Here is a 17,943-nt window from a genome sequence, read left to right on the forward strand (position 1 = left end):
AAAACAAATTTATGAAATTGATAAATTATTTTGAAGAGTAATTTTAATTAATTATTATTAGTTATATAAAATAAATACCATACGTAAATTTATATTATTATCTATATTTATTATATATGATAAATTATTATTTGTTTTATCTCTATGATTATGCCTTTCTAATCAATATAGAAAAGCATAATCGATTTTTAAGATATAAGAGACTGATGCGACTTACTAGAGAAATACCGCTCTCGAGAGGTAACCCAACGTGATCAGTCTTCAGATTTTTCCGACGCGTTGAAGCGCCCTTCAAACGCCAGTTCGTTAAGACTGGCCCGGCTGGAGGGCTGCTCACGTTTCCGCAGTTCCTCTGAGAGGTTCTCCCCCTTCGCCTGCTTTCCAATGACCAATGCTGCATGAAGCTCATAGTCTTCCGGCAATTCCAGGCCTGCATGGGCGAGATCATGATCAAAGCCACTGATAGGATGAACAGCCCACCCTGCTTGAGATGCTTGTAACTGAACAAGGACAGAAGCCGCGCCGGCATCAAATGCGTGCGTCGTCAGAGGAGATGGCTCGCCAGTTCGACTTGAAATGGTAATCGTTCTGGATGCGACAAACACGATCGCCGATGCGTTTTCTGCCCATGACCGGTTAAAAGGGATTAACCACGATAGAAAACGGTCCCATTCTGGGGTGTTGCGCCGAGTATAAATGAAACGCCACGGCTGACTATTATATGCTGAAGGTGCCCACCGTCCCGCGTCGAGAAATGCCAGAAGATCCTGAGGATCAATATCTACCGGACTAAAAGACCTTGGAGACCAGCGATTAAGGATGAGCGGTTCGACAGATGAATGAGCGGTGCGCTCAGGAGCGGTCGTCATATATATAGCCTTTTTAGAAGAAATGCTCATGCGCCATGAATGCCCAGCGCATTGAGCAAGGTTGTCCGGAGAGCCTCAAAACCACCATCAGAGTGTTTTCTCGGCCGTGAAAGAGGGATTGGAAGATCGACCCGGATCTGCCCTTGTTCGAGCACAACGGCTCGATCTGCAAGTAACAGCGCCTCATCGACATCATGCGTGACAAGAAGAACAGCGCAGCCATGTTTTTTCCAGAGGTCGGCGACTAATTGCTGCATTTTCAGACGTGTGAGTGCGTCAAGGGCCGCAAAGGGTTCGTCTAGCATGAGAAAGGCAGGTTCCCGCACGAGTGCCCTGGCCAAGGCAGCCCGCTGCGCTTCACCACCGGAAAGGGTCGCAGGCCATGCATTGCTTCGATGTGACAGCCCCACTTCTTCCAAAACGGCTTCTGCACGCTGTCTGGTACCCGCGTCTTCTTGGCCTAGAACAACATTTTTCCAGACCTTTTTCCAAGGTAGCAGCCGGGATTCCTGAAAAACGACTGAAACGCGTTGTGGTCTGGTCACAATGCCTTCTGTCACTGGATCAAGTCCTGCAAGTGTTCTCAGGAGAGTGGATTTTCCTGAGCCACTATGTCCGAGCAACGCTACGAATTCGCCTGGAGCTATGGCCAGATTGAGCCGGTCCAACACGGGAGGGCCGCCGTCGAAGCGTTTTGTCAGTTGTTCGATGCTAACTGCTGCCTCTTGTGGAGCAGTTTTTAAAGCAGTCATGTCTTGCGCTTCTTTTCATTGCTGGGGCGCCAGGCCAGGAATATGGCTTCCAGAAAGCGGATAATTTGATCTGACAGCAGACCGAGGACCCCGTAGACGAGAAGTCCGACCAGAATGATATCCGTGCGCATGAAATCCTGCGCATCCATCATCATATGGCCAATCCCGCTTTCGGCATTTACCTGCTCTGCAACTACAAGCATCATCCAGGAAACCCCTACGGCGTACCGCAAGCCTGTCAGGAAATCTGGTAGCGCTCCCGGTAAAAAAATGTCCCTGATTGTCTGCCAGCGTGACAGGCCTAGTGTGGACCCCATCTCCAGAAGTTTAGGGTCAATGGAGCGAATTCCACTGTGAAGATTCAGATAGATCGGAAATATGGCGCCTAGCGCGACGAGCAGAATTTTAGGTGTTTCACCAATTCCGAACCACAGGATGAATAATGGAACCAGCGCCAGCGCAGGAAGGGTACGTAATATCTGCAGGGGCGCATCGACAATGTCCTCACCTGCTTTGGACAGGCCTGAGATAAGAGCCAGCAAGACGCCTAAGGTGAGAGCTAGTCCTAACCCACTTGCAGCCCGCAGAAGGGAGACACCAAGATTATATGGCAACGTTCCGTCACGGGTGAGCGCCCATCCTGTGACAGCTATCTGAACAGGAGATGAGACAAGTCGCGTTGACAAGAAACCTGAGGAGCACGCTGCCTGCCAGCAACAGACCAAAAAAACGGGGGACGCGTATCTCCGCAAAGACGCAAGGCTTGCAAACGACAATGGCCCTTTTGGAACTTCGGTGGCGCTTTGCGTCTCGGTCAAGACGACGGTGTCTGACATTGGCTTGCTCCACAACCGAAAGAAGCAATGATTGTTTCAACTCTGCGCGGAGATGTCAGATGAATATTCTAAATGTGAAAGTTTTACAGGACTTGACGGTCGTCACGCGACCTTTCCTGTCCGACACACTGGCGTGTGCAGCTTTTGTAACGAGATAATCCAGAAAGAAGAGCGTGTGTTGTCCGGGATATTTTCAGCCCTCGGTTTCCGTGTCCCGTCAAAGATGTTGTAATCTCAGCCAGACTGAGATCGGAGACCCCCCATGGGTGACAAGCTATTTTTAGAGCACTGCCTCCCAGAGGGCATGGACGAGGTTCTCAAAAAGCTCATTCCATTGTTCGAAGAGCGGGCTGCGCGGTATGACCGGAGTGGCAACATTTCCCTCGAGAACCTTCAGGATCTTCAAGATGCGGGTTTTTTATCGCTTGCTCTTCCCAGAAGCGCAGGCGGCCGAGATATTTCACTGAGCGCGATAGTCAGGATTGTCGGACAGATCGCTCAAGGAGACCCTTCAACCGCGCTTATTCTGGCAATGCAGTATCTTCAAACCGCAGCTTTTGCTCATTCGTCCGAGTGGTCGGAAGAAGTCAAACAGGAGTTGTTCGAGAGCGTTCTTCAGGAGGGGGCGCTCATCAATGCTCTACGTGTTGAGCCGGAGTTAGGAACGCCTGCCAGAGGCGGTTTGCCAGCTACGACTGTCAGTCAGCGCGGACAAGCCTGGTGCATCAGCGGCCGCAAAATCTTCTCAACAGGCTCGACTGCCCTGCAATGGGGAATTGTCTGGGCCAAAACGGACGAGACTGACCCCAAGGTTGGTCCTGTCTTGGTCCCGCTGGACCTTCGAGGTGTCCGCATTGAGAAAAGCTGGCACCAGATGGGTATGCGCGCGACCGGAAGCCATACAATCATCTTTGATAATGTGGAAATTCCAGAGCGATACCTTGGTCTGCTTTCAGCGTCTGCGTCAAATGAGGGTCGCCCTACTGTAGCCATTGCCAGTTGGCATGCCATTGTTATTGCTTCGCTGTATAATGGTATTGCTGTGGCGGCCCGTAATTGGCTGATTAACTTCCTGCACCAGCGCATCCCGTCCAATCTAGGGGCGTCTCTAGCGACTTTGCCACGGTTCGAGGTTCTTCTTGGCGAAATTGACGCACTTCTCCTTTCTAATGCCGGGCTCATCGATCAAGCTCTTTACCTCCAAGAGCAAGGCACTGAAGTCACCATACTGGCGGGTTTAACCAAGCACTCGGTCACTGAGAACGCCATCCTTGCCGTGGGCAAGGCGGTGGCAGCCATTGGAAATCCTGGTCTAAGCCAAGATAATCCCTTGGAACGCCACTATCGGAACGTCCTGTGTGGGCGAATTCATACGCCTCAGGGAGATAGCGCTCTTCTGGCGGCTGGCCGCGAAGCACTGAAAAAATAAAACTAGGCTCGTTGGGATCGTCGGATCAGTCAAAAAAGTCAGGCTCAAGGGCCAAAATCCAGTCCCACAGGGGCTGAAACGAGTAATAGGCACCTTCTGCGCTCCCCACCTGCCCGGCAGTCAGTCGTGCAATGTCTGGTGCGATGAGTTTTAGAGGGCCAGCAGCCTGTGCCAGAAGCTGTGTGTGTGCAGCGTTATCCATGGCTAAAAACCACCAGGCCACAGCTTCCACAGTAGGTCCTGCGGTCAGAAGGCCGTGGTTTTGCAGTATGAGGGCTTTTTTGCCGCCCAGAGTTCGCGCAAGGCGATCGCCTTCCTTGTCATCCAGAACGACCCCGCTGAAGGGATTGAAGATTGCATGATCTTCATAAAACGAGCAGGCATCCTGAGTGATCGGAAGGAGTTCGGTTCCCAAGGCGGAAAAGGCCTTCCCGTATGTCGAGTGGGTGTGTGCAGCAGCAATGATGTCGGGTCTGGCACGATGAAGCGCAGAATGAATAGTGAATCCAGCCGTGTTGATAGGTCGCTGTCCAATCAGGATATTGCCGTCGTGGTCTACCAATTGAAGATCCGAAACCCGGATTTGCGAAAAATGGACAGCGAGGGGGTTTATCCAGTATCGATCCGGAAATTCCGGATCTCGCGCGGTAACATGGCCAGCCAGGCCTTGATCAAATCCATATCGACTGAATAATCGAAATGTTGCGGCCAACCGCTGTTTTCGATGAAGACGTTCTTCTTCAAAAGTTTGTGCGGGTATCCGAGGCTGCAAATAGAAAGGTCTTTTCCTGAAGCCATTTTCAGAGCTTCTAACATTTTGTGATTTGGTAGTCATGATCATTTTCCAATATTGAAATAATTTCGTCTATTTTCTTGAAATTTTCATCCCTTCTTTACCGTTGAGGCGATCTTCTTTTTCAATCAAGGCATGTACTCGGGGTAAAAGATCCCGGCCATATTCATAAGCATCCATGATTGGATCAAAACCCCGTATCAAAAATGTGGAGATTCCCAGGCGATAGTAATCAAGAAGCGCATCAGCAACCTGATCTGGCGTTCCGACAAGGGAGGTTGAATTTCCTTTTGCCCCTGTCAAAGCGGCGAGGCCGGTCCAGAGGCGCTTATCTAGCCGCACTCCTTGCTCAGCGGCGGCTAAGAGTCGACGGGACCCTTCATTTGGAATGCATGTGGCCCGGATGTAACCCGTCTCGTTCTGAAGAGACCGGGCTTTGGCAAGAATATGGTCCGCTTTGGCCCAAGCCTTCGCTTCCGTATCGGCCAGGATGGGACGCAACGACAGCGAGAAACGAATGGTCCGTCCAGCCTTATCCGCAATAGCGCTTACGCGAGCGATGGTTTCTCGTACTTGCTCGTACGTTTCTCCCCAAAGTGCATAGACATCTGCCTGCTGTCCGGCGACGGCGATGGCTTCGTCTGAAGAGCCGCCAAAATAGATTGGGATGGTGTGACCCTGATAAGGCAATACGCGTGATTGACCGCCATTCACGCGATAAAATTGGCCCTGATAATCAAAGGGGGAATGACTGGTCCATTCCTGTCGTAGGATTTCTATATATTCGTGCGTCCGGGCGTAACGCTCAGCTTTGGTCGTATGGTCTCCGTCAGCCTGGAGCTCAATATCGCTTCCACCCGTGATGATATGCACGGCAGCACGTCCACGGCTGATGTGATCAAGAGTTGCGAACTGTCGGGCTGCAAGCGTGGGAGTTGTGAAGCCAGGACGATGCGCGACCATGAGTCCAAGACGCTCTGTCGTGGCTGCAATGTGCTGTGAAAGCAGAATGCTGTCAGGAGAATTTGAATGGAAGGCAACCAGAACCCTATCGAAACCAGCAGCTTCATGTGTTTTTGCCGCAGCTTCAACGTGAGCAAGATCAATGACCGGGCCATGAGCCGGAATGATCTCTGAATGATTGCGACTGCCAACAAAGCCGATGAAGTCCACAGACACGTCACAGCCTCCTTAAAAAACGATATTATATTGTTGTATTGACAATATACACTTTTTTGTACGTCATGACTCAAGTGAAAAATATAAATACAACCACATAATATAGTTTTATGTCTTGTTCGCCTTGGAGTGCTGCTATGTCCACCCCTTCTCTGCCCCAGCGCATGGCACGCAATGTTCCGACTGAGCTTTTGCGTTCTTTTGTCGCAATTGTTGAAGCTGGTTCCATGGCTCAGGCGACCGAAACCATTTTCCTGACTCAGTCAGCTTTAAGCCTTCAGATGAAGCGTTTGGAAGACGTGCTTCAACAAAAGCTGTTCAGACGTGATGGACGAAAGCTGGTTCTGACGCCTGCGGGTGAAGAATTGGTGGCATATGCAAGGCAGCTTCTCACCTTAAATGACCGCATCATGCATAAACTTGGGCATGTTTCTGATCCTGAGCCGATAACCGTTGGGATGGTGCAGGACTTTGCCGACACGCTCCTACCAGATGTATTGGCCCGTTTTAGACTGGAACATCCCCGGTGCCGTCTGACAATCCGCGTAGGCGGATCAGTGGAGTTGCTGGAGATGTTTGACCGCTCCCGGCTGGATATTGTCCTGTGCCTTGGCCAACACGGCGATCGACCCAACTCAAGCTGGCGTATTGTCGGGCATGATAAAATGGTTTGGATAGGAGATCCCAGCACTTTGGATCAGCCTGAAATTCCTTTGGTTTTGCTGGAGCCGCCATGCCGTTTCAGGGACGCCGCACTCGGAACCCTTGCGAAGGCCCGCCGTGATTATCGCATAGTTCTCGAAACGCCACACCTTCCTGCCATGCGTGCCGGTGTCCGGAGCGGCTTGGGCGCCAGTTGCCGAACGCGTCGCTTTGCTGCTGCGGAGGGGCTTTCTACTCTTCCTGCCGGGTTACTTCCCGAAGTCCCCGAAATTGAGACGATTTTGATTCAAAGAAACGGCCTGCCCGATGCGGCTCAAGATCTGGCGGAGCTACTTGTGCAGGCAGCTTCTGACCAATGAGTAAAGCCGAAGCGCCACAGGAAGCAGGCTTTTTGGTGCTTCGTGAAGCCCTTACCAATTTCTTCGGCAGATATGCCGTCCTGAACCCTAAAGCTAGTAAAGGTAGTTTTTATGTCACATAACCCTGCCGCCACGTTGCTCCCCGAGCACAGTTCTTTTCAGGTTAGTCAGGAAGAGTTTCGCGAGGCAATGAGCCTACTTGGAGCACCAGTCGTTCTGGTCACGACAGACGGCCCGGGTGGACGCCAAGGACTTACAGTTTCAGCTATTAGTAGCGTCAGCGATACCCCACCAACAGTGCTTGTCTGCCTGAATCGCAGCAATCGATCGCACCAGTCTTTTTTGCAGAACGGTATCGTAGGAATTAGTGTGTTGTCGCCAAATCATAGCGACCTGGCACGCGTATTTGCGAGCCGGTCTCTTGATGCTCAAGAGAAATTTTCTCACGGCACGTGGGAAATTGGTGAAACTGGTGCTGCGCTTTTGTCAGACGCTCTTGTAACGCTTGATTGTGTGATACGAACAATACATAGCGCCGGAACACATGATGTGCTCTTTTGCGAAGTTCAGTCCATATATAATAACCCTGAAGCCGAACATGGCCTCACGTGGTTTTCCCGTGATTTTCATCACCTGCCCATTAAAAAGCAGTAAAAGCTAGGAAGGTCATTTCTAACGCGCTCCCGCACTTGCGACATGCCCATATTGCGGGGATGCGTTGGATAAAATCCCAAGTATAATATTAATTATTAACAGAGTAGATTTCTAAAACGTCTCTCTTAGATTGTTCAATGGTGCGGTAAAATTCAATAAAAAACTTTCCCATAATAGGCCCGATGACTGATATTTTTCCAAAATAAATATAAATATTAAATGGATTATTTATAACATCCATTATGCACAAAATTATGTATGTCATGTATCCAAAATTAAACTTAAAAATCGCAACTCGCCCCAGCATAATAGCACCTTTTTTCTACAAATTTTTCGGGCCCACCTGAAGGAAGGACTACCTTTAGCCGTTGTAGTAGCGATTTTTTTCGATGAGATGTCCGTAATATGTCAGCTTAGAAATGCTATACCTTTTAGATATCAAAACGGCACTTGATGGATTGAAAGGCAAAAGGAAATTGTGGATGAGAGGAATATGTCCGTGCTGAAATAATTTACTCACATAAGAGACATCATCAGGATGATCTCACATGCTATCAAGACCGGATGACTGTGATGCCTCATCTCCTTATCGTTGATGACGACAAGGACATTCTCGCCTTGTTGACAAACTTTCTCGGTAAACATTCCTATACCGTGTCCATAGCTGAGGATGGCGTAGCCATGTTCTCCGCAATATCGGCAGGAAATGTTGATCTGGTCATTCTAGATATCATGCTACGCAATGAAGATGGCTTTAGCCTCTGTCGTCGGCTGAGAACGTCTTCGAATGTACCAGTCATCATGCTCTCTGCTATGGCAGAACATACGGACCGGGTCGTCGGTTTGGAAATCGGAGCGGACGATTATCTGACAAAGCCGTTCGATCAGCGTGAGCTTCTTGCCAGAGTTAAAGCAGTTTTGCGGCGAACATCTGGCAAGCATGAAATTTCATCCGAGAATGAAGCCCGTCCCCTTTTGGCATTCGGGGGCTGGCGCTTGGATGTCGCGCGCCGTGAACTGCGATCCGAAGATAATGCCTTGGTTCTCTTATCAGGTGGAGAATTCGAGCTTTTGTTAGCTTTAGTAGAACACCCTCAGAGAGTTCTTACCAGAGATCAGCTTCTGGATTTCGCCCGGGGACGAAACCACACGGCCTACGACCGCAGCATCGATGTGCAGATCAGTCGTCTACGGCATAAACTTGAAGATGACCCTAAAAACCCGACCGTAATTCGTACTGTTCGGAATGGAGGGTATTTGTTCTCCCCTGCGGTCAAGCGTTTATGAAACGCCGCCTATGGTTTGAAGACACCATTACCCTTCGCCTCGTAACCACTGTTGCGCTTGCAGCCGCTACGACAATTGGTTTTCTCCAGTTATTCTTCATGTTTGGGGGGTATTGGGCAGCACCTAATATTGAACAAACCGGCCTCCTACAAGAAGTCGCTACAGTAAGTCGCGTAATCAGTGCTGCCCCACAGTTTGATCGCGTCAAGCTTTCTAGTGCTGCTTCAACTGAGAGGCTGACGTTTGAGTGGTTTGAAACGGGAAGCAATACCGCAAAGGCCCTTGAAACGGCCCATTACAAGCCGTCCGAAGTCCAGTCCGGGGAACAATTGATTTCGTCATTCATCGGAAATACAGCGCGGCGCCTTGATGCATTCTCGATAGAAAACCCTGTTTCCGCAGCGGAGGGTATTCGTGTTGATAAGCGCAAATACCCGAATGCGACTTTTCTGGCTCTACAACTCCAGGACGGTAGCTGGCTCCTTTGCTCCGCGCTTGTGCGTAGTTGGGGCTTTTACGCCCGCGAACGCCTTCTTTTAGAACTCACAATTCTCGTGTCATGGATCATCGCAGTATCGCTTATTGCCTCCCGTCAACTATCTCAACCAATTGAAAAACTTGCAAAAGATGTGGGACGTTACGGCGCTAAACCATATACTGCCCCCATTCCGGAGACCGGGCCCCGGCAGTTACGGTTGGTTGTAAGAACGATCAACGCCATGCAGGCGCAGATTCAGAAATTCATTGCCGACCGTACAACCATGCTTGCGGCGATTTCTCATGATCTGAGAACGCCCTTGACCCGTATCCGTCTTAGGGGAGAGTTTATCGAAGATCCCGAACAGCAGGCAAAGCTGTTTCGTGATGTTGATGAAATGCAGGCGATGATTGATGGCGCGCTCTCTTTCTTTCGTGACGATGCCATAAGTGAAAATATTACAGTATTTGATCTTCCCGGAATTTTGCATACGATTGTCAATGATTTTGCGGACCAGAATATTTCAATAAACTACATCGGCCCAGTCCGCGCGACATGCCAAGGTCGACCATTTGCTTTCAAGCGTGTTTTTACCAATCTGGTAGAAAATGCGATCAAATACGCTACTCCGCCGACGATAGAGTTAATATGCACCAAAGAGCGATACATCGTCTCCATTCGAGATAAAGGCCCTGGCATTCCTGAAAGTGCAATCGAACGAATATTTGAGCCCTATTTTAGGGTTGATAAATCCCGCAACCGAGAAACTGGTGGCGTGGGTCTGGGGCTTACATCGGCTTTGTCAATTGTTCAGGCTCATGGCGGCTCAATTGATGTTTGCAATCATGTCGAAGGCGGCCTTGAAGTACGTGTCAGTCTGCTTAATCAGAATTCTATTTTCTTATCCACATCAAATAATTTTAAATAAAAACTCTGCGGATATAATTTATTATTATTTTATAAAAATATTATCTTGTGTTTCAATTCTGAAATAATAGAGAGATATTTTAGAAATCCTTGTCTTGTAGATTAACGGCATAGAGGATCCTCGATATTACCTTTGAGGTGATCCTCTCTTGTAGTCTATATTCTGGTGAGGTTTATTCAATGGAATTATCTGTTTCATCCTTTCTTGGTAAAAATGGCTGAGCAGATGCGCTGTGAATTCGCCATGGCGGTCTACTTACGATTTCTCGGCTATCTGTTCTGCATCAACGCGATGAGTTTCGCTTTCACCGTACATGCTAAATCACCAGACAAATGCCCTGAAACAGTAGTTCAGAAATCAGGCTTTGCGTCCTTAGATGCAGATCATGATGGTCGGCTTTCTTGGCCAGAATTTAGAATTGCGCTTGAGACCATCATCCGTTGCAAAAACGGAATACACGCACGCGAATTCAAAGCACTTCCAGAGCCACAACAGGAATCTATTCTACTCTATTTCTTCTTTGCCATGGATCCGCAGCAAAAAGGCTTTGTAAGCGAGGCCAACTGGAAACCTTAAAGAGAAAACAACAATATTTTCTCTTTTTATAAATAGAAACGCAAAACCAAACTTAATAGAAGGAAAATATCCGTGTTAAGAGTAGTGAAAAATACTGTGCAATTAGGAACCTCCATACTCCTGTTTCTGGACATAACGGGTTGCGCTGGACAGAAAGTGACGCATTCAGGTTTTCTACCGGAAGAGACCTACACTGAAATGACACCACAAAAAGGGCATGTGGATGACCATATCTACGTAAAGCCGGGCTTGGAGGCCTCTAAATACAAAATTGCGGTGATTGATCCTGTTGCATGGCACCCGGTTGCCAACGCGCCTCACCTCAAGCCCGAAGTGGCCGCACGTATGACTGATGCGTTCACCACAGAAATTAGAAATCAGGTCGGAACGATCTATAACGTCGTCGATGCATCGACATGCGCACCTTGCACAGACGCAATACATATTCGCGCTGCAATTACAAATATTCGTCGTAGTAAATGGTACTACAACGCTATTCCTGTCGTTGCAGGATTTGCCGCAGGTGCTGCCGGAGGTGGCATGCCTCCCATTCCTCCGCCGTTCCCAGGCGGTGCTAGCGAAGAACTCATTGCGGTAGATGGTTCTAACAACGAAACACTTGTTGCTATCGCTACCTATAATAACGGCATGCCATGGAATATGATGGGGCAATGGCTACCATATGCCCACGCAAAACGTGCATTTCACCTTGCCTCGGCTCTGTTAGTTGAAGAGTTCAAAAAGAGTGGGGTAACGGTTATTCCTACAAAAAAAAGTAAATAACCTGTGGCATCATCAGGACCAATCTTGATGATGCCAACTTTACACAATGCTACGGCTTAATACGGATACCTTTTCAGGTAGACTGCCTCACCAGAAGAGATGGCGCTAACGCTGCAAGGGTAGGAGTCAGTATTTTTTTGTTCCAAATGTCACCTAACATTCGAACAGCAACGCATCCCATCTCAGAAGATGGCTGTGAGGATGTTGTGAGCGAAGGCGTTGTGAAGGCCGTATAATCAAGACCGTCGTAGCCTGCAATTGCTACGTCTGCAGGCACCTTCAGCCCGGCATTTTGGACCTCATGCAGGAAGCCGAAAGCCAATGAATCACTGCAGCAGATGACAGCCGTTGGCCGTGTCTTGAGTTTTAGAAATGCTTGTGCAGCGCTTTTCCCAGATTGTAGATCGAATGGCCCCCCTTCCAGTCTGACGAGGTCCGCTAGAAGGCCTAACGTCTTCAGGTGACTGGTAGTCGCTTGAAATCGTATTTGCTCATGGGTGGTCTCGCGTGGTCCAGAGACGAAAGCAAAATGACGATGACCGCGCGCAGCCAAATGATCCACGATTTCCGAGAATGCCTGCTTTTCCTCGGCTACGACGCTAACAAGGCCATAGGATGTCAAATCGTTCAATACACTGATAACAGGAAGGACGTGTTCTTTCGGTCTGAAAGCATGAGGCGATGTCCATTTCTCTGCTGCGAGAAGTAATACCCCGTCCACCGTTCCAGCTCTTAAAAATTTTGTGGCATCGTCAGACGAGATCGCCTGACTTAGATTTTGTTGCAGCATTACGCTCAATCCATGAGCTTCCGCCTCTTCGCAAATCCCTCGAAGAACTTCGGTAAAAACTGGCGAAATCGGTTGTCCTGGAAAGGTCGGGATCAGCACCATGATGGTGTCCGTTTTTCCAAGGATTAGATTGCGAGCTGCGGCATTGCCGACGTACCCCAGTTGCGCGGCTACCTCTTGAACAAGGTGCCGTGTCTCCTCACTCACGCGCTCCGGATTTGAGAGCGCGCGACTGATTGTGGAAACGTTCAGGCCGGTTTTCTTTGAAATATCAGAAAGCTTAACGCGCCCGTTCAATGCCTTGCCTCATGCCTGCGTCTACCGCGGGGGTTCATACCTTGCATGAGCTCTTATAATAATCCCGTTTAGATTGAAATTATTATTGCTAGAATCACCTTAAGGGCCCTCCAAAAAAAAGCAGAGATCGCCTTTTTACTATACATAATCAGGCAGTTTTGAATTGAGTAAAAGCCGCGTGAAGTTATGCTGTGGCGCTTCAAAGACCTGTTGTGTCGGTCCGGCTTCAACTACGCGACCATTCTGCATTACAAGGACGTCGTCACTGATCTGACGAATGACGCCCAAATCATGAGAAATGAACAAATAAGAGATATTGAGGCGTTCTTGTAGCTCTGTGAGCAGTTCCAGCACCTGTGTCTGCACTGAGACGTCAAGCGCTGAAACAGGTTCATCACAGACGATCAACTTGGGATTTCCCGCGATGGCACGTGCAATTGCGATGCGCTGGCGCTGCCCGCCTGAGAGCTGAAGAGGAAACCGGCGGGATATATCTGGTGTTAACCGCACTAATGTCAAAAGAGCCACAATGCGATCATTATGCTCGGCGCGTGGGATGGCACTGGCTTTTAGAGCATCAGCAAGAATACGCTGAACAGTCCAGCGCGGATCGAAGGAACTGAGTGGATCCTGATAAACGATACCCATTTCATGTCGAAACGGTCGGCGCTCATGTTCTTCAACGCTTCGATTGGTCTTCGCTTGAACTCCGCTCCATAATCTCCCGTCAAACCATACATTACCCCCATCAGGTTCCAGAAACCCGGCGATGATCCGTGCTGTTGTCGTCTTCCCTGAGCCAGATTCACCCAAAATGCCGAGTGTTTTGCCTCTTTGAAGGGTAAAACTGACATGATCTACTGCGAGCCTCGATGCTCCAGTCGTATTAGGATAACTTTTGACGAGATCATTCACGACGAGTAACGGGGTGTCGTCTTTCGCTTGCAGAGTTGAAGGGTCTAGGGACTTGCGGTTTTGCTTCGGAACCGAACTTAGTAGCAAGCGCGTATAATCCTGCGAAGGATGGCGCAAAATTTGCTCAGTCTTGCCCTGCTCTATCATTTCCCCGTTCTTGACGACGATGATCGAGTCAGCGACCTGAGACACCGCTTCGATGTCATGGCTGATCAACAATATTCCGTGACCTGCATTTTTCAGGTCACGAAACAGGCCGAGGACACGGGAGACCGCACTGGCATCCAGCGCAGTCGTTGGCTCATCAGCAATTACTATCCCTGGGTTCAGAGCTATTGCAGAGGCGATGAGCGCTCTTTGCCGAAGTCCTCCAGAGAGTTCATCGGCCCGTTGCCGTGCACGCATTTCAGGTTCTGGCACGGATGTGCTTTTCAAAAGCTCCACCACCTGCTTTCGACGCGCTGCACGATGACGCAAGCCGCGCCACTTACCATCTGCCGTCAGGGATTCTTCTATTTCCTGCCCGACTGTTCGTAACGGATCGAGTGATGTCAGTGCATCCTGAAGGACAAACCCTATCTTCCGCCCACGAATCACGCCCCAGCTGGCCTCATCCAGTCTAAGGAGATCATCATCACCAAGGCGAAGGCTCCCTGCTGTAACCTGAGCCCGGTCGCCCGCTAATCCGACGAGACTGCGCGCGGTTACGCTTTTGCCCGATCCGGATTCACCCACCATGGCTAGAATTTTGCCAGGCGTTATCTGAAAAGAGAGGTCGTGTACGACCTGCTTTCCACCAAATGATATGGAAAGCTTTTCAACCGTCAGGTCCTGCCCGGTCATAGTGAGTACCTCATGAGGGTCTGCCTTCGAGGCGACTTTGTAAAAAGCGCCCGACAATTGTTGTGGACAGCACAGTCAGCACGATGAAAAGGCCGGGAAAGAGAGTGAGCCACCAGGCATCAGCGATGAAGTCGCGACCCATGGACATCATGGTTCCCCATTCCGGAGTGGGTGGCGGTGCTCCGAGCCCCAGAAAAGATAATCCTGACGCCCAGACAATTGTCTGGCCTACGCCCATGGTGGCGGTCACAATGAGCGGGCGAAGTGCATTGGGGAGAATATGCCGCTGAACGATGGAGAACGGCGTGTGACCTAGGGCGCGAGCGGCCTCAACGTATCCGGAGTATCGGACCGATAAAACCTGACTGAAAACCATCTTGCCATAGCCGGGCGTCGCAGCGATCCCGATGGCCAAGGCTAGCGGCCCTGCTCCTGTCCCAAGACTTGCAGAGAAGAGAAGCGCCAGTATCAAGGCAGGAAACGAAAACAGCACATCTATGATGGCGCCAATACTTTTCTGGAGCCATCTAGGGCCAAGCCCGCCTGCCAATCCTAGGATAATCCCACCGGAAAAACTGATTGCGACAGCCCCTGCCCCCACAAGCAGAGATTGGCGTGTACCGTGGATGACACGTGTCAAAATATCCCGGCCAGACTGGTCTGTTCCGAAAGGGTGGCTCCAGTCTGGGGATAAGAAAGCGTGCCGTGGTGCGATGGCATAGGGATCAGTTGCGCTGATCGCATTGGGAATGATGGCTGACACCAAAAGGAACACCAGAAAGCCAGATGCAGGAAGGACCGTAATGGGAATCTGCTTCCATGCCATGAGCCTCTTTTCGGTTATGGTCATGGCGAGACTCTCCGCCCACGAGATGTAGCGAGCCGCGGATCAACCAGTTCATGGATGAGCTCGATACCCAGGCTGGCAAATATGTATGCGACCGTGACAAACAAAACGATGCCCGTTGTTAGAGGCATATCCTGCGCGGAAACGGCATAGACCAATGTGCGTCCAAGCCCCTTACGTGAAAATATGGCTTCAATGACCGCAGTCTCACCAAGAAGAGCGCCCAGAGCCCACGCTGAGAGCGCGATACCCGGAAGAAGCGCGTGACGCAGGGCATGACGACGCAAAACCTGCCCCAGACTGAGCCCTCGCATTCTTGCGCTGAGAATGAACGGCTGATCGAGGGCAATTTCCAAAGACTCACGCGTGACCTGTGCCAGAAATCCCCCCAAGGGAATGGCAAGAGAAAGTGCTGGCATGATGAGTGAGGCGAACGACGAGCTTCCAGCAGGTGGTAGCAGGTGTAATCTGAACGCGAATACCCAGAGCAGCACAATTCCAAGCCAGAATGGTGGAAGCGCCGCAGCGGAGATGTCGAAAGAGGCTCCAATGGTCGAGAGTACTCTTCCGCGCCGCACTGTGCAGAACACTGACAGCAGTGCGAGCGTCCATGCGAGGAGCAGCGAAATGGATGCCAGTGCCAGCGTGGGTAGCATCTGCTGGCGTAAAACTTCCGCAACACGCAGATGCTGGCTGAAGGAGACGCCCAAATCTCCATGCAGAAGACGCCATATATAGAAACCATATTGCACGATGAGGGGGCGATCGAGGCCGTACTCCTTTGTAATCGCTGCGACCGCACCCGGTGTGGGGTTGGCCAGCGCTCCGCCGAGAATGATCGTTGCCGGGTCACCCGGCATCATACGTACCGCGAGAAATGTCAGCGTGGCAGATGCGAACAGCATGCCGAGACTCAAACCAATCCGACCGATGAGGCGCTGGGAAGCCAAGTGTTTCATCATGGCGTCATCCAGGCATCATGAAAATTGATGACACGTAATGATGGCTCGATGCGTACACCGTGGACATTGCTGAACACCCCTAGACGCGTGGTCTGCGAATACGTCGTGATCTGAAGCTGTGCCTTGGCGACGATCTCTTGCGCATGTTGGTAGAACGCTTTTCGTTGCTGCTGGTCCTGCGTGGCCAATGCCTGTTCCACGACACCGTCGAAAAGCGGGTTGCTATAGCCTGAAGCATTTTGATGGATGCCGTGCCGGAAATGGTTGGTAAAAGCAGATCCGAAGACGATGCGAAGGACATCCGGGGTATTTGTATTCCAATACCCAATCCGCACGTCATAATCCCAGGCGTCACTCCGCGCGATATTCGCAGTCTCACTTAAGGGCTCTAGGCGGACATCAAAGCCTGTCTGGCGTGCTGTGGCCTGTACCTGCTCCCAAAGAGTGCGATCTGCAGGTGCAAGAACCGTGGAGATCGGGATATGTACGATCAGTCTCTTGCCGTCCCGGATCCGGTATCCATCGGGATCGCGCTTTTTCCAGCCCGCGTCATCCAGAAGTGTATTGGCGCGTCTCGGATCGTAGTTCTTGGTATGCTCGAAATCCGGACTATAATCTGGTGTGGAAGGACTTAGCGGCCCACCAGCCCGCGCATAATGATGGAAAAATATACTGGCTAACGCCCCATCAATATCTGCGGACCGAATAAACGCTTCACGGACACGAATATCGTTAAATGGCGGACGAAGCGTGTTCAAGGTCCCGTTAGTGGGATTTCCCGGTCGATCTGCCATCAGTAATGATACGTCCGGGTTAGCCTTTGCCGGCGTTTCGCCCTCAGGGGGTACGCTATCAATCACACCAACCTCACCTGCCTGAAGCATGGCAAAACGGACTGACGGTTCGGAAACGAAACGCCAGACGATACCCTCAAGCCACGCTGGTCCCTGATGGAGTGCGGTAGGAGGAGCCCATGCATAGGCTGGATTTCTCCTGAGAACGACCTCGCTCTGATGATCCCAGTGGCTGATAATGAAGGGACCAGACCCCACAGGATTTTGGCAGTTCACGTCCCGAGGCCGTGCCAACGCTGTGGGGGATTCAATTCCAAGAAAACCCTGCGCCAGAACGTTCAGGAACGCTGAGTATGGCGAAGACAGGTGTACCGCTGCCGTATAAGGATCGAGAATATCGGTTCGGGTGTATTGGCGGATGTATCCCCCCGCAGTCCCCGATTGGGTCGTGGGGTCCACCATATGGTCCAGATTACGCTTTACGGCCGCCGCATCGAACCTGGTCCCATCAGTGAAGGTCACGTCATGACGGAGGTGAAAGATGTATGTAAGTCCGTCGTCCGTAATCTCCCATGATGTTGCCAGCCACGGATGAATAGCGCCCTGTTCGTCCATTGAAACGAGCCGGTCCAGATACTGTTCGGCAATATAAACCTGCGGCATGTCCCCATAGACATGGGGATCAAGGCACAAAGGCTCGCGTTCCGTCGCAAAGACAAGCGTCCCACCTTTTTGAGGCACTGAACTCTGCTGCCGGCTCATATGTCGCGGTCTACTGTCTGTATCATGCCGATACAACAGGACAGCTAAAGACACCACGATCGGAGCGAGTATCAAAGCCCGTGGGCGGTTATGACGTTTGCTCATGTGTCTGACCAATGCGTCGCGTCAGGAAAGGACCGGCGCATC

18 protein-coding genes are annotated in these 17,943 nt (G+C 50.6%); 8 read left to right on the plus strand and 10 right to left on the minus strand.

All coding sequences use genetic code 11. The features are described 5' to 3' along the window. Positions 1-254: 254 nt before the first annotated feature. From R5H23_RS02925 to R5H23_RS02935, 3 genes are read right to left on the minus strand one after another with little or no spacing between them, the layout of a single operon-like run. Positions 255-869, minus strand: a complete 615-nt coding sequence (locus R5H23_RS02925) for a nitroreductase family protein (protein WP_317214282.1) — start codon at positions 867-869, stop codon at positions 255-257. A 26-nt stretch (positions 870-895) separates the two neighbouring features. Then, positions 896-1,621: an ABC transporter ATP-binding protein gene (locus tag R5H23_RS02930; protein WP_317214283.1), complete on the minus strand. Its 726-nt coding sequence runs from the start codon at positions 1,619-1,621 to the stop codon at positions 896-898. Continuing rightward, on the minus strand, positions 1,618-2,457 hold the full coding sequence (locus R5H23_RS02935; protein ID WP_264649750.1) for an ABC transporter permease: 840 nt from the start codon (positions 2,455-2,457) through the stop codon (positions 1,618-1,620). Before R5H23_RS02935 ends, R5H23_RS02930 begins: the two co-directional genes overlap by 4 nt. Positions 2,458-2,719: 262 nt before the next feature. Between R5H23_RS02935 and R5H23_RS02940 the strand changes: the two genes are divergently transcribed. Next, positions 2,720-3,886: an acyl-CoA dehydrogenase family protein gene (locus tag R5H23_RS02940; RefSeq protein WP_317214284.1), complete on the plus strand. Its 1,167-nt coding sequence runs from the start codon at positions 2,720-2,722 to the stop codon at positions 3,884-3,886. Between the two features lie 25 nt (positions 3,887-3,911). Here the strand turns inward: R5H23_RS02940 and R5H23_RS02945 are convergent, their stop codons facing one another. Both R5H23_RS02945 and R5H23_RS02950 read right to left on the minus strand, forming a co-directional pair. Next, on the minus strand, positions 3,912-4,727 hold the full coding sequence (locus R5H23_RS02945) for a class II aldolase/adducin family protein (protein ID WP_317214285.1): 816 nt from the start codon (positions 4,725-4,727) through the stop codon (positions 3,912-3,914). A 24-nt stretch (positions 4,728-4,751) separates the two neighbouring features. Continuing rightward, the gene (locus R5H23_RS02950) at positions 4,752-5,858 is read right to left on the minus strand and encodes an LLM class flavin-dependent oxidoreductase (protein ID WP_317214286.1); all 1,107 of its coding nucleotides are present in this window, start codon (positions 5,856-5,858) and stop codon (positions 4,752-4,754) included. A gap of 137 nt (positions 5,859-5,995) precedes the next feature. On the opposite strand from R5H23_RS02950, the gene R5H23_RS02955 reads away from it, so the two are divergent. From R5H23_RS02955 to R5H23_RS02985, 7 genes are all read left to right on the plus strand, one after another. Continuing rightward, on the plus strand, positions 5,996-6,880 hold the full coding sequence (locus tag R5H23_RS02955; RefSeq protein ID WP_052750087.1) for a LysR substrate-binding domain-containing protein: 885 nt from the start codon (positions 5,996-5,998) through the stop codon (positions 6,878-6,880). Next, positions 6,877-7,002 carry a hypothetical protein gene (locus tag R5H23_RS02960; protein WP_317214287.1) on the plus strand — a complete coding sequence of 42 codons (126 nt, stop codon included), beginning with the start codon at positions 6,877-6,879 and terminating at the stop codon, positions 7,000-7,002. The genes R5H23_RS02955 and R5H23_RS02960 overlap by 4 nt, the downstream gene beginning before the upstream one ends. Then, positions 6,992-7,534 (plus strand): flavin reductase, encoded by a 543-nt coding sequence (locus R5H23_RS02965; protein ID WP_317214288.1) that lies wholly within the window; start codon positions 6,992-6,994, stop codon positions 7,532-7,534. Before R5H23_RS02960 ends, R5H23_RS02965 begins: the two co-directional genes overlap by 11 nt. A 564-nt stretch (positions 7,535-8,098) precedes the next feature. Further along, positions 8,099-8,821, plus strand: coding sequence for a response regulator (locus R5H23_RS02970; protein WP_099212967.1), 723 nt, complete (start codon positions 8,099-8,101; stop codon positions 8,819-8,821). Continuing rightward, positions 8,818-10,227: an ATP-binding protein gene (locus R5H23_RS02975; RefSeq protein WP_317214289.1), complete on the plus strand. Its 1,410-nt coding sequence runs from the start codon at positions 8,818-8,820 to the stop codon at positions 10,225-10,227. The genes R5H23_RS02970 and R5H23_RS02975 overlap by 4 nt, the downstream gene beginning before the upstream one ends. Positions 10,228-10,440: 213 nt before the next feature. After that, positions 10,441-10,803 carry a hypothetical protein gene (locus R5H23_RS02980; RefSeq protein ID WP_317214290.1) on the plus strand — a complete coding sequence of 121 codons (363 nt, stop codon included), beginning with the start codon at positions 10,441-10,443 and terminating at the stop codon, positions 10,801-10,803. A gap of 72 nt (positions 10,804-10,875) precedes the next feature. Then, on the plus strand, positions 10,876-11,586 hold the full coding sequence (locus R5H23_RS02985; RefSeq protein WP_317214291.1) for a DUF3313 family protein: 711 nt from the start codon (positions 10,876-10,878) through the stop codon (positions 11,584-11,586). A 73-nt stretch (positions 11,587-11,659) separates the two neighbouring features. Here the strand turns inward: R5H23_RS02985 and R5H23_RS02990 are convergent, their stop codons facing one another. The 5 genes from R5H23_RS02990 to R5H23_RS03010 form a co-directional block, all read right to left on the minus strand. Further along, positions 11,660-12,673 carry a LacI family DNA-binding transcriptional regulator gene (locus R5H23_RS02990; protein ID WP_317214292.1) on the minus strand — a complete coding sequence of 338 codons (1,014 nt, stop codon included), beginning with the start codon at positions 12,671-12,673 and terminating at the stop codon, positions 11,660-11,662. A 138-nt stretch (positions 12,674-12,811) separates the two neighbouring features. Beyond that, positions 12,812-14,431, minus strand: coding sequence for an ABC transporter ATP-binding protein (locus R5H23_RS02995; protein WP_317214293.1), 1,620 nt, complete (start codon positions 14,429-14,431; stop codon positions 12,812-12,814). Positions 14,432-14,441: 10 nt separating this feature from the next. Beyond that, positions 14,442-15,281: an ABC transporter permease gene (locus R5H23_RS03000; RefSeq protein WP_317214294.1), complete on the minus strand. Its 840-nt coding sequence runs from the start codon at positions 15,279-15,281 to the stop codon at positions 14,442-14,444. After that, on the minus strand, positions 15,278-16,240 hold the full coding sequence (locus R5H23_RS03005; protein ID WP_317214295.1) for an ABC transporter permease: 963 nt from the start codon (positions 16,238-16,240) through the stop codon (positions 15,278-15,280). The genes R5H23_RS03000 and R5H23_RS03005 overlap by 4 nt, the downstream gene beginning before the upstream one ends. Continuing rightward, a complete protein-coding gene (locus R5H23_RS03010; protein ID WP_317214296.1) occupies positions 16,237-17,901 on the minus strand; it encodes an ABC transporter substrate-binding protein in 1,665 nt (554 codons plus the stop codon). Before R5H23_RS03010 ends, R5H23_RS03005 begins: the two co-directional genes overlap by 4 nt. Positions 17,902-17,943 lie beyond the last annotated feature (42 nt).

This window comes from Gluconobacter sp. GP1 (genome assembly GCF_032913585.1).
GTDB lineage: Bacteria > Pseudomonadota > Alphaproteobacteria > Acetobacterales > Acetobacteraceae > Gluconobacter > Gluconobacter cerinus.

Coding starts and splice junctions, on each gene's coding strand:
- R5H23_RS02935 (WP_264649750.1), bottom strand. CDS start 2,457: ATGTCAGACACCGTCGTCTTGACCGAGACGCAAAGCGCCACCGAAGTT.
- R5H23_RS02955 (WP_052750087.1), top strand. CDS start 5,996: ATGTCCACCCCTTCTCTGCCCCAGCGCATGGCACGCAATGTTCCGACT.
- R5H23_RS02975 (WP_317214289.1), top strand. CDS start 8,818: ATGAAACGCCGCCTATGGTTTGAAGACACCATTACCCTTCGCCTCGTA.
- R5H23_RS03010 (WP_317214296.1), bottom strand. CDS start 17,901: ATGAGCAAACGTCATAACCGCCCACGGGCTTTGATACTCGCTCCGATC.
- R5H23_RS02960 (WP_317214287.1), top strand. CDS start 6,877: ATGAGTAAAGCCGAAGCGCCACAGGAAGCAGGCTTTTTGGTGCTTCGT.
- R5H23_RS02995 (WP_317214293.1), bottom strand. CDS start 14,431: ATGACCGGGCAGGACCTGACGGTTGAAAAGCTTTCCATATCATTTGGT.
- R5H23_RS02945 (WP_317214285.1), bottom strand. CDS start 4,727: ATGATCATGACTACCAAATCACAAAATGTTAGAAGCTCTGAAAATGGC.
- R5H23_RS02930 (WP_317214283.1), bottom strand. CDS start 1,621: ATGACTGCTTTAAAAACTGCTCCACAAGAGGCAGCAGTTAGCATCGAA.
- R5H23_RS03005 (WP_317214295.1), bottom strand. CDS start 16,240: ATGATGAAACACTTGGCTTCCCAGCGCCTCATCGGTCGGATTGGTTTG.
- R5H23_RS02940 (WP_317214284.1), top strand. CDS start 2,720: ATGGGTGACAAGCTATTTTTAGAGCACTGCCTCCCAGAGGGCATGGAC.
- R5H23_RS02970 (WP_099212967.1), top strand. CDS start 8,099: ATGACTGTGATGCCTCATCTCCTTATCGTTGATGACGACAAGGACATT.
- R5H23_RS02965 (WP_317214288.1), top strand. CDS start 6,992: ATGTCACATAACCCTGCCGCCACGTTGCTCCCCGAGCACAGTTCTTTT.
- R5H23_RS02925 (WP_317214282.1), bottom strand. CDS start 869: ATGACGACCGCTCCTGAGCGCACCGCTCATTCATCTGTCGAACCGCTC.
- R5H23_RS03000 (WP_317214294.1), bottom strand. CDS start 15,281: ATGACCATAACCGAAAAGAGGCTCATGGCATGGAAGCAGATTCCCATT.
- R5H23_RS02980 (WP_317214290.1), top strand. CDS start 10,441: ATGGCTGAGCAGATGCGCTGTGAATTCGCCATGGCGGTCTACTTACGA.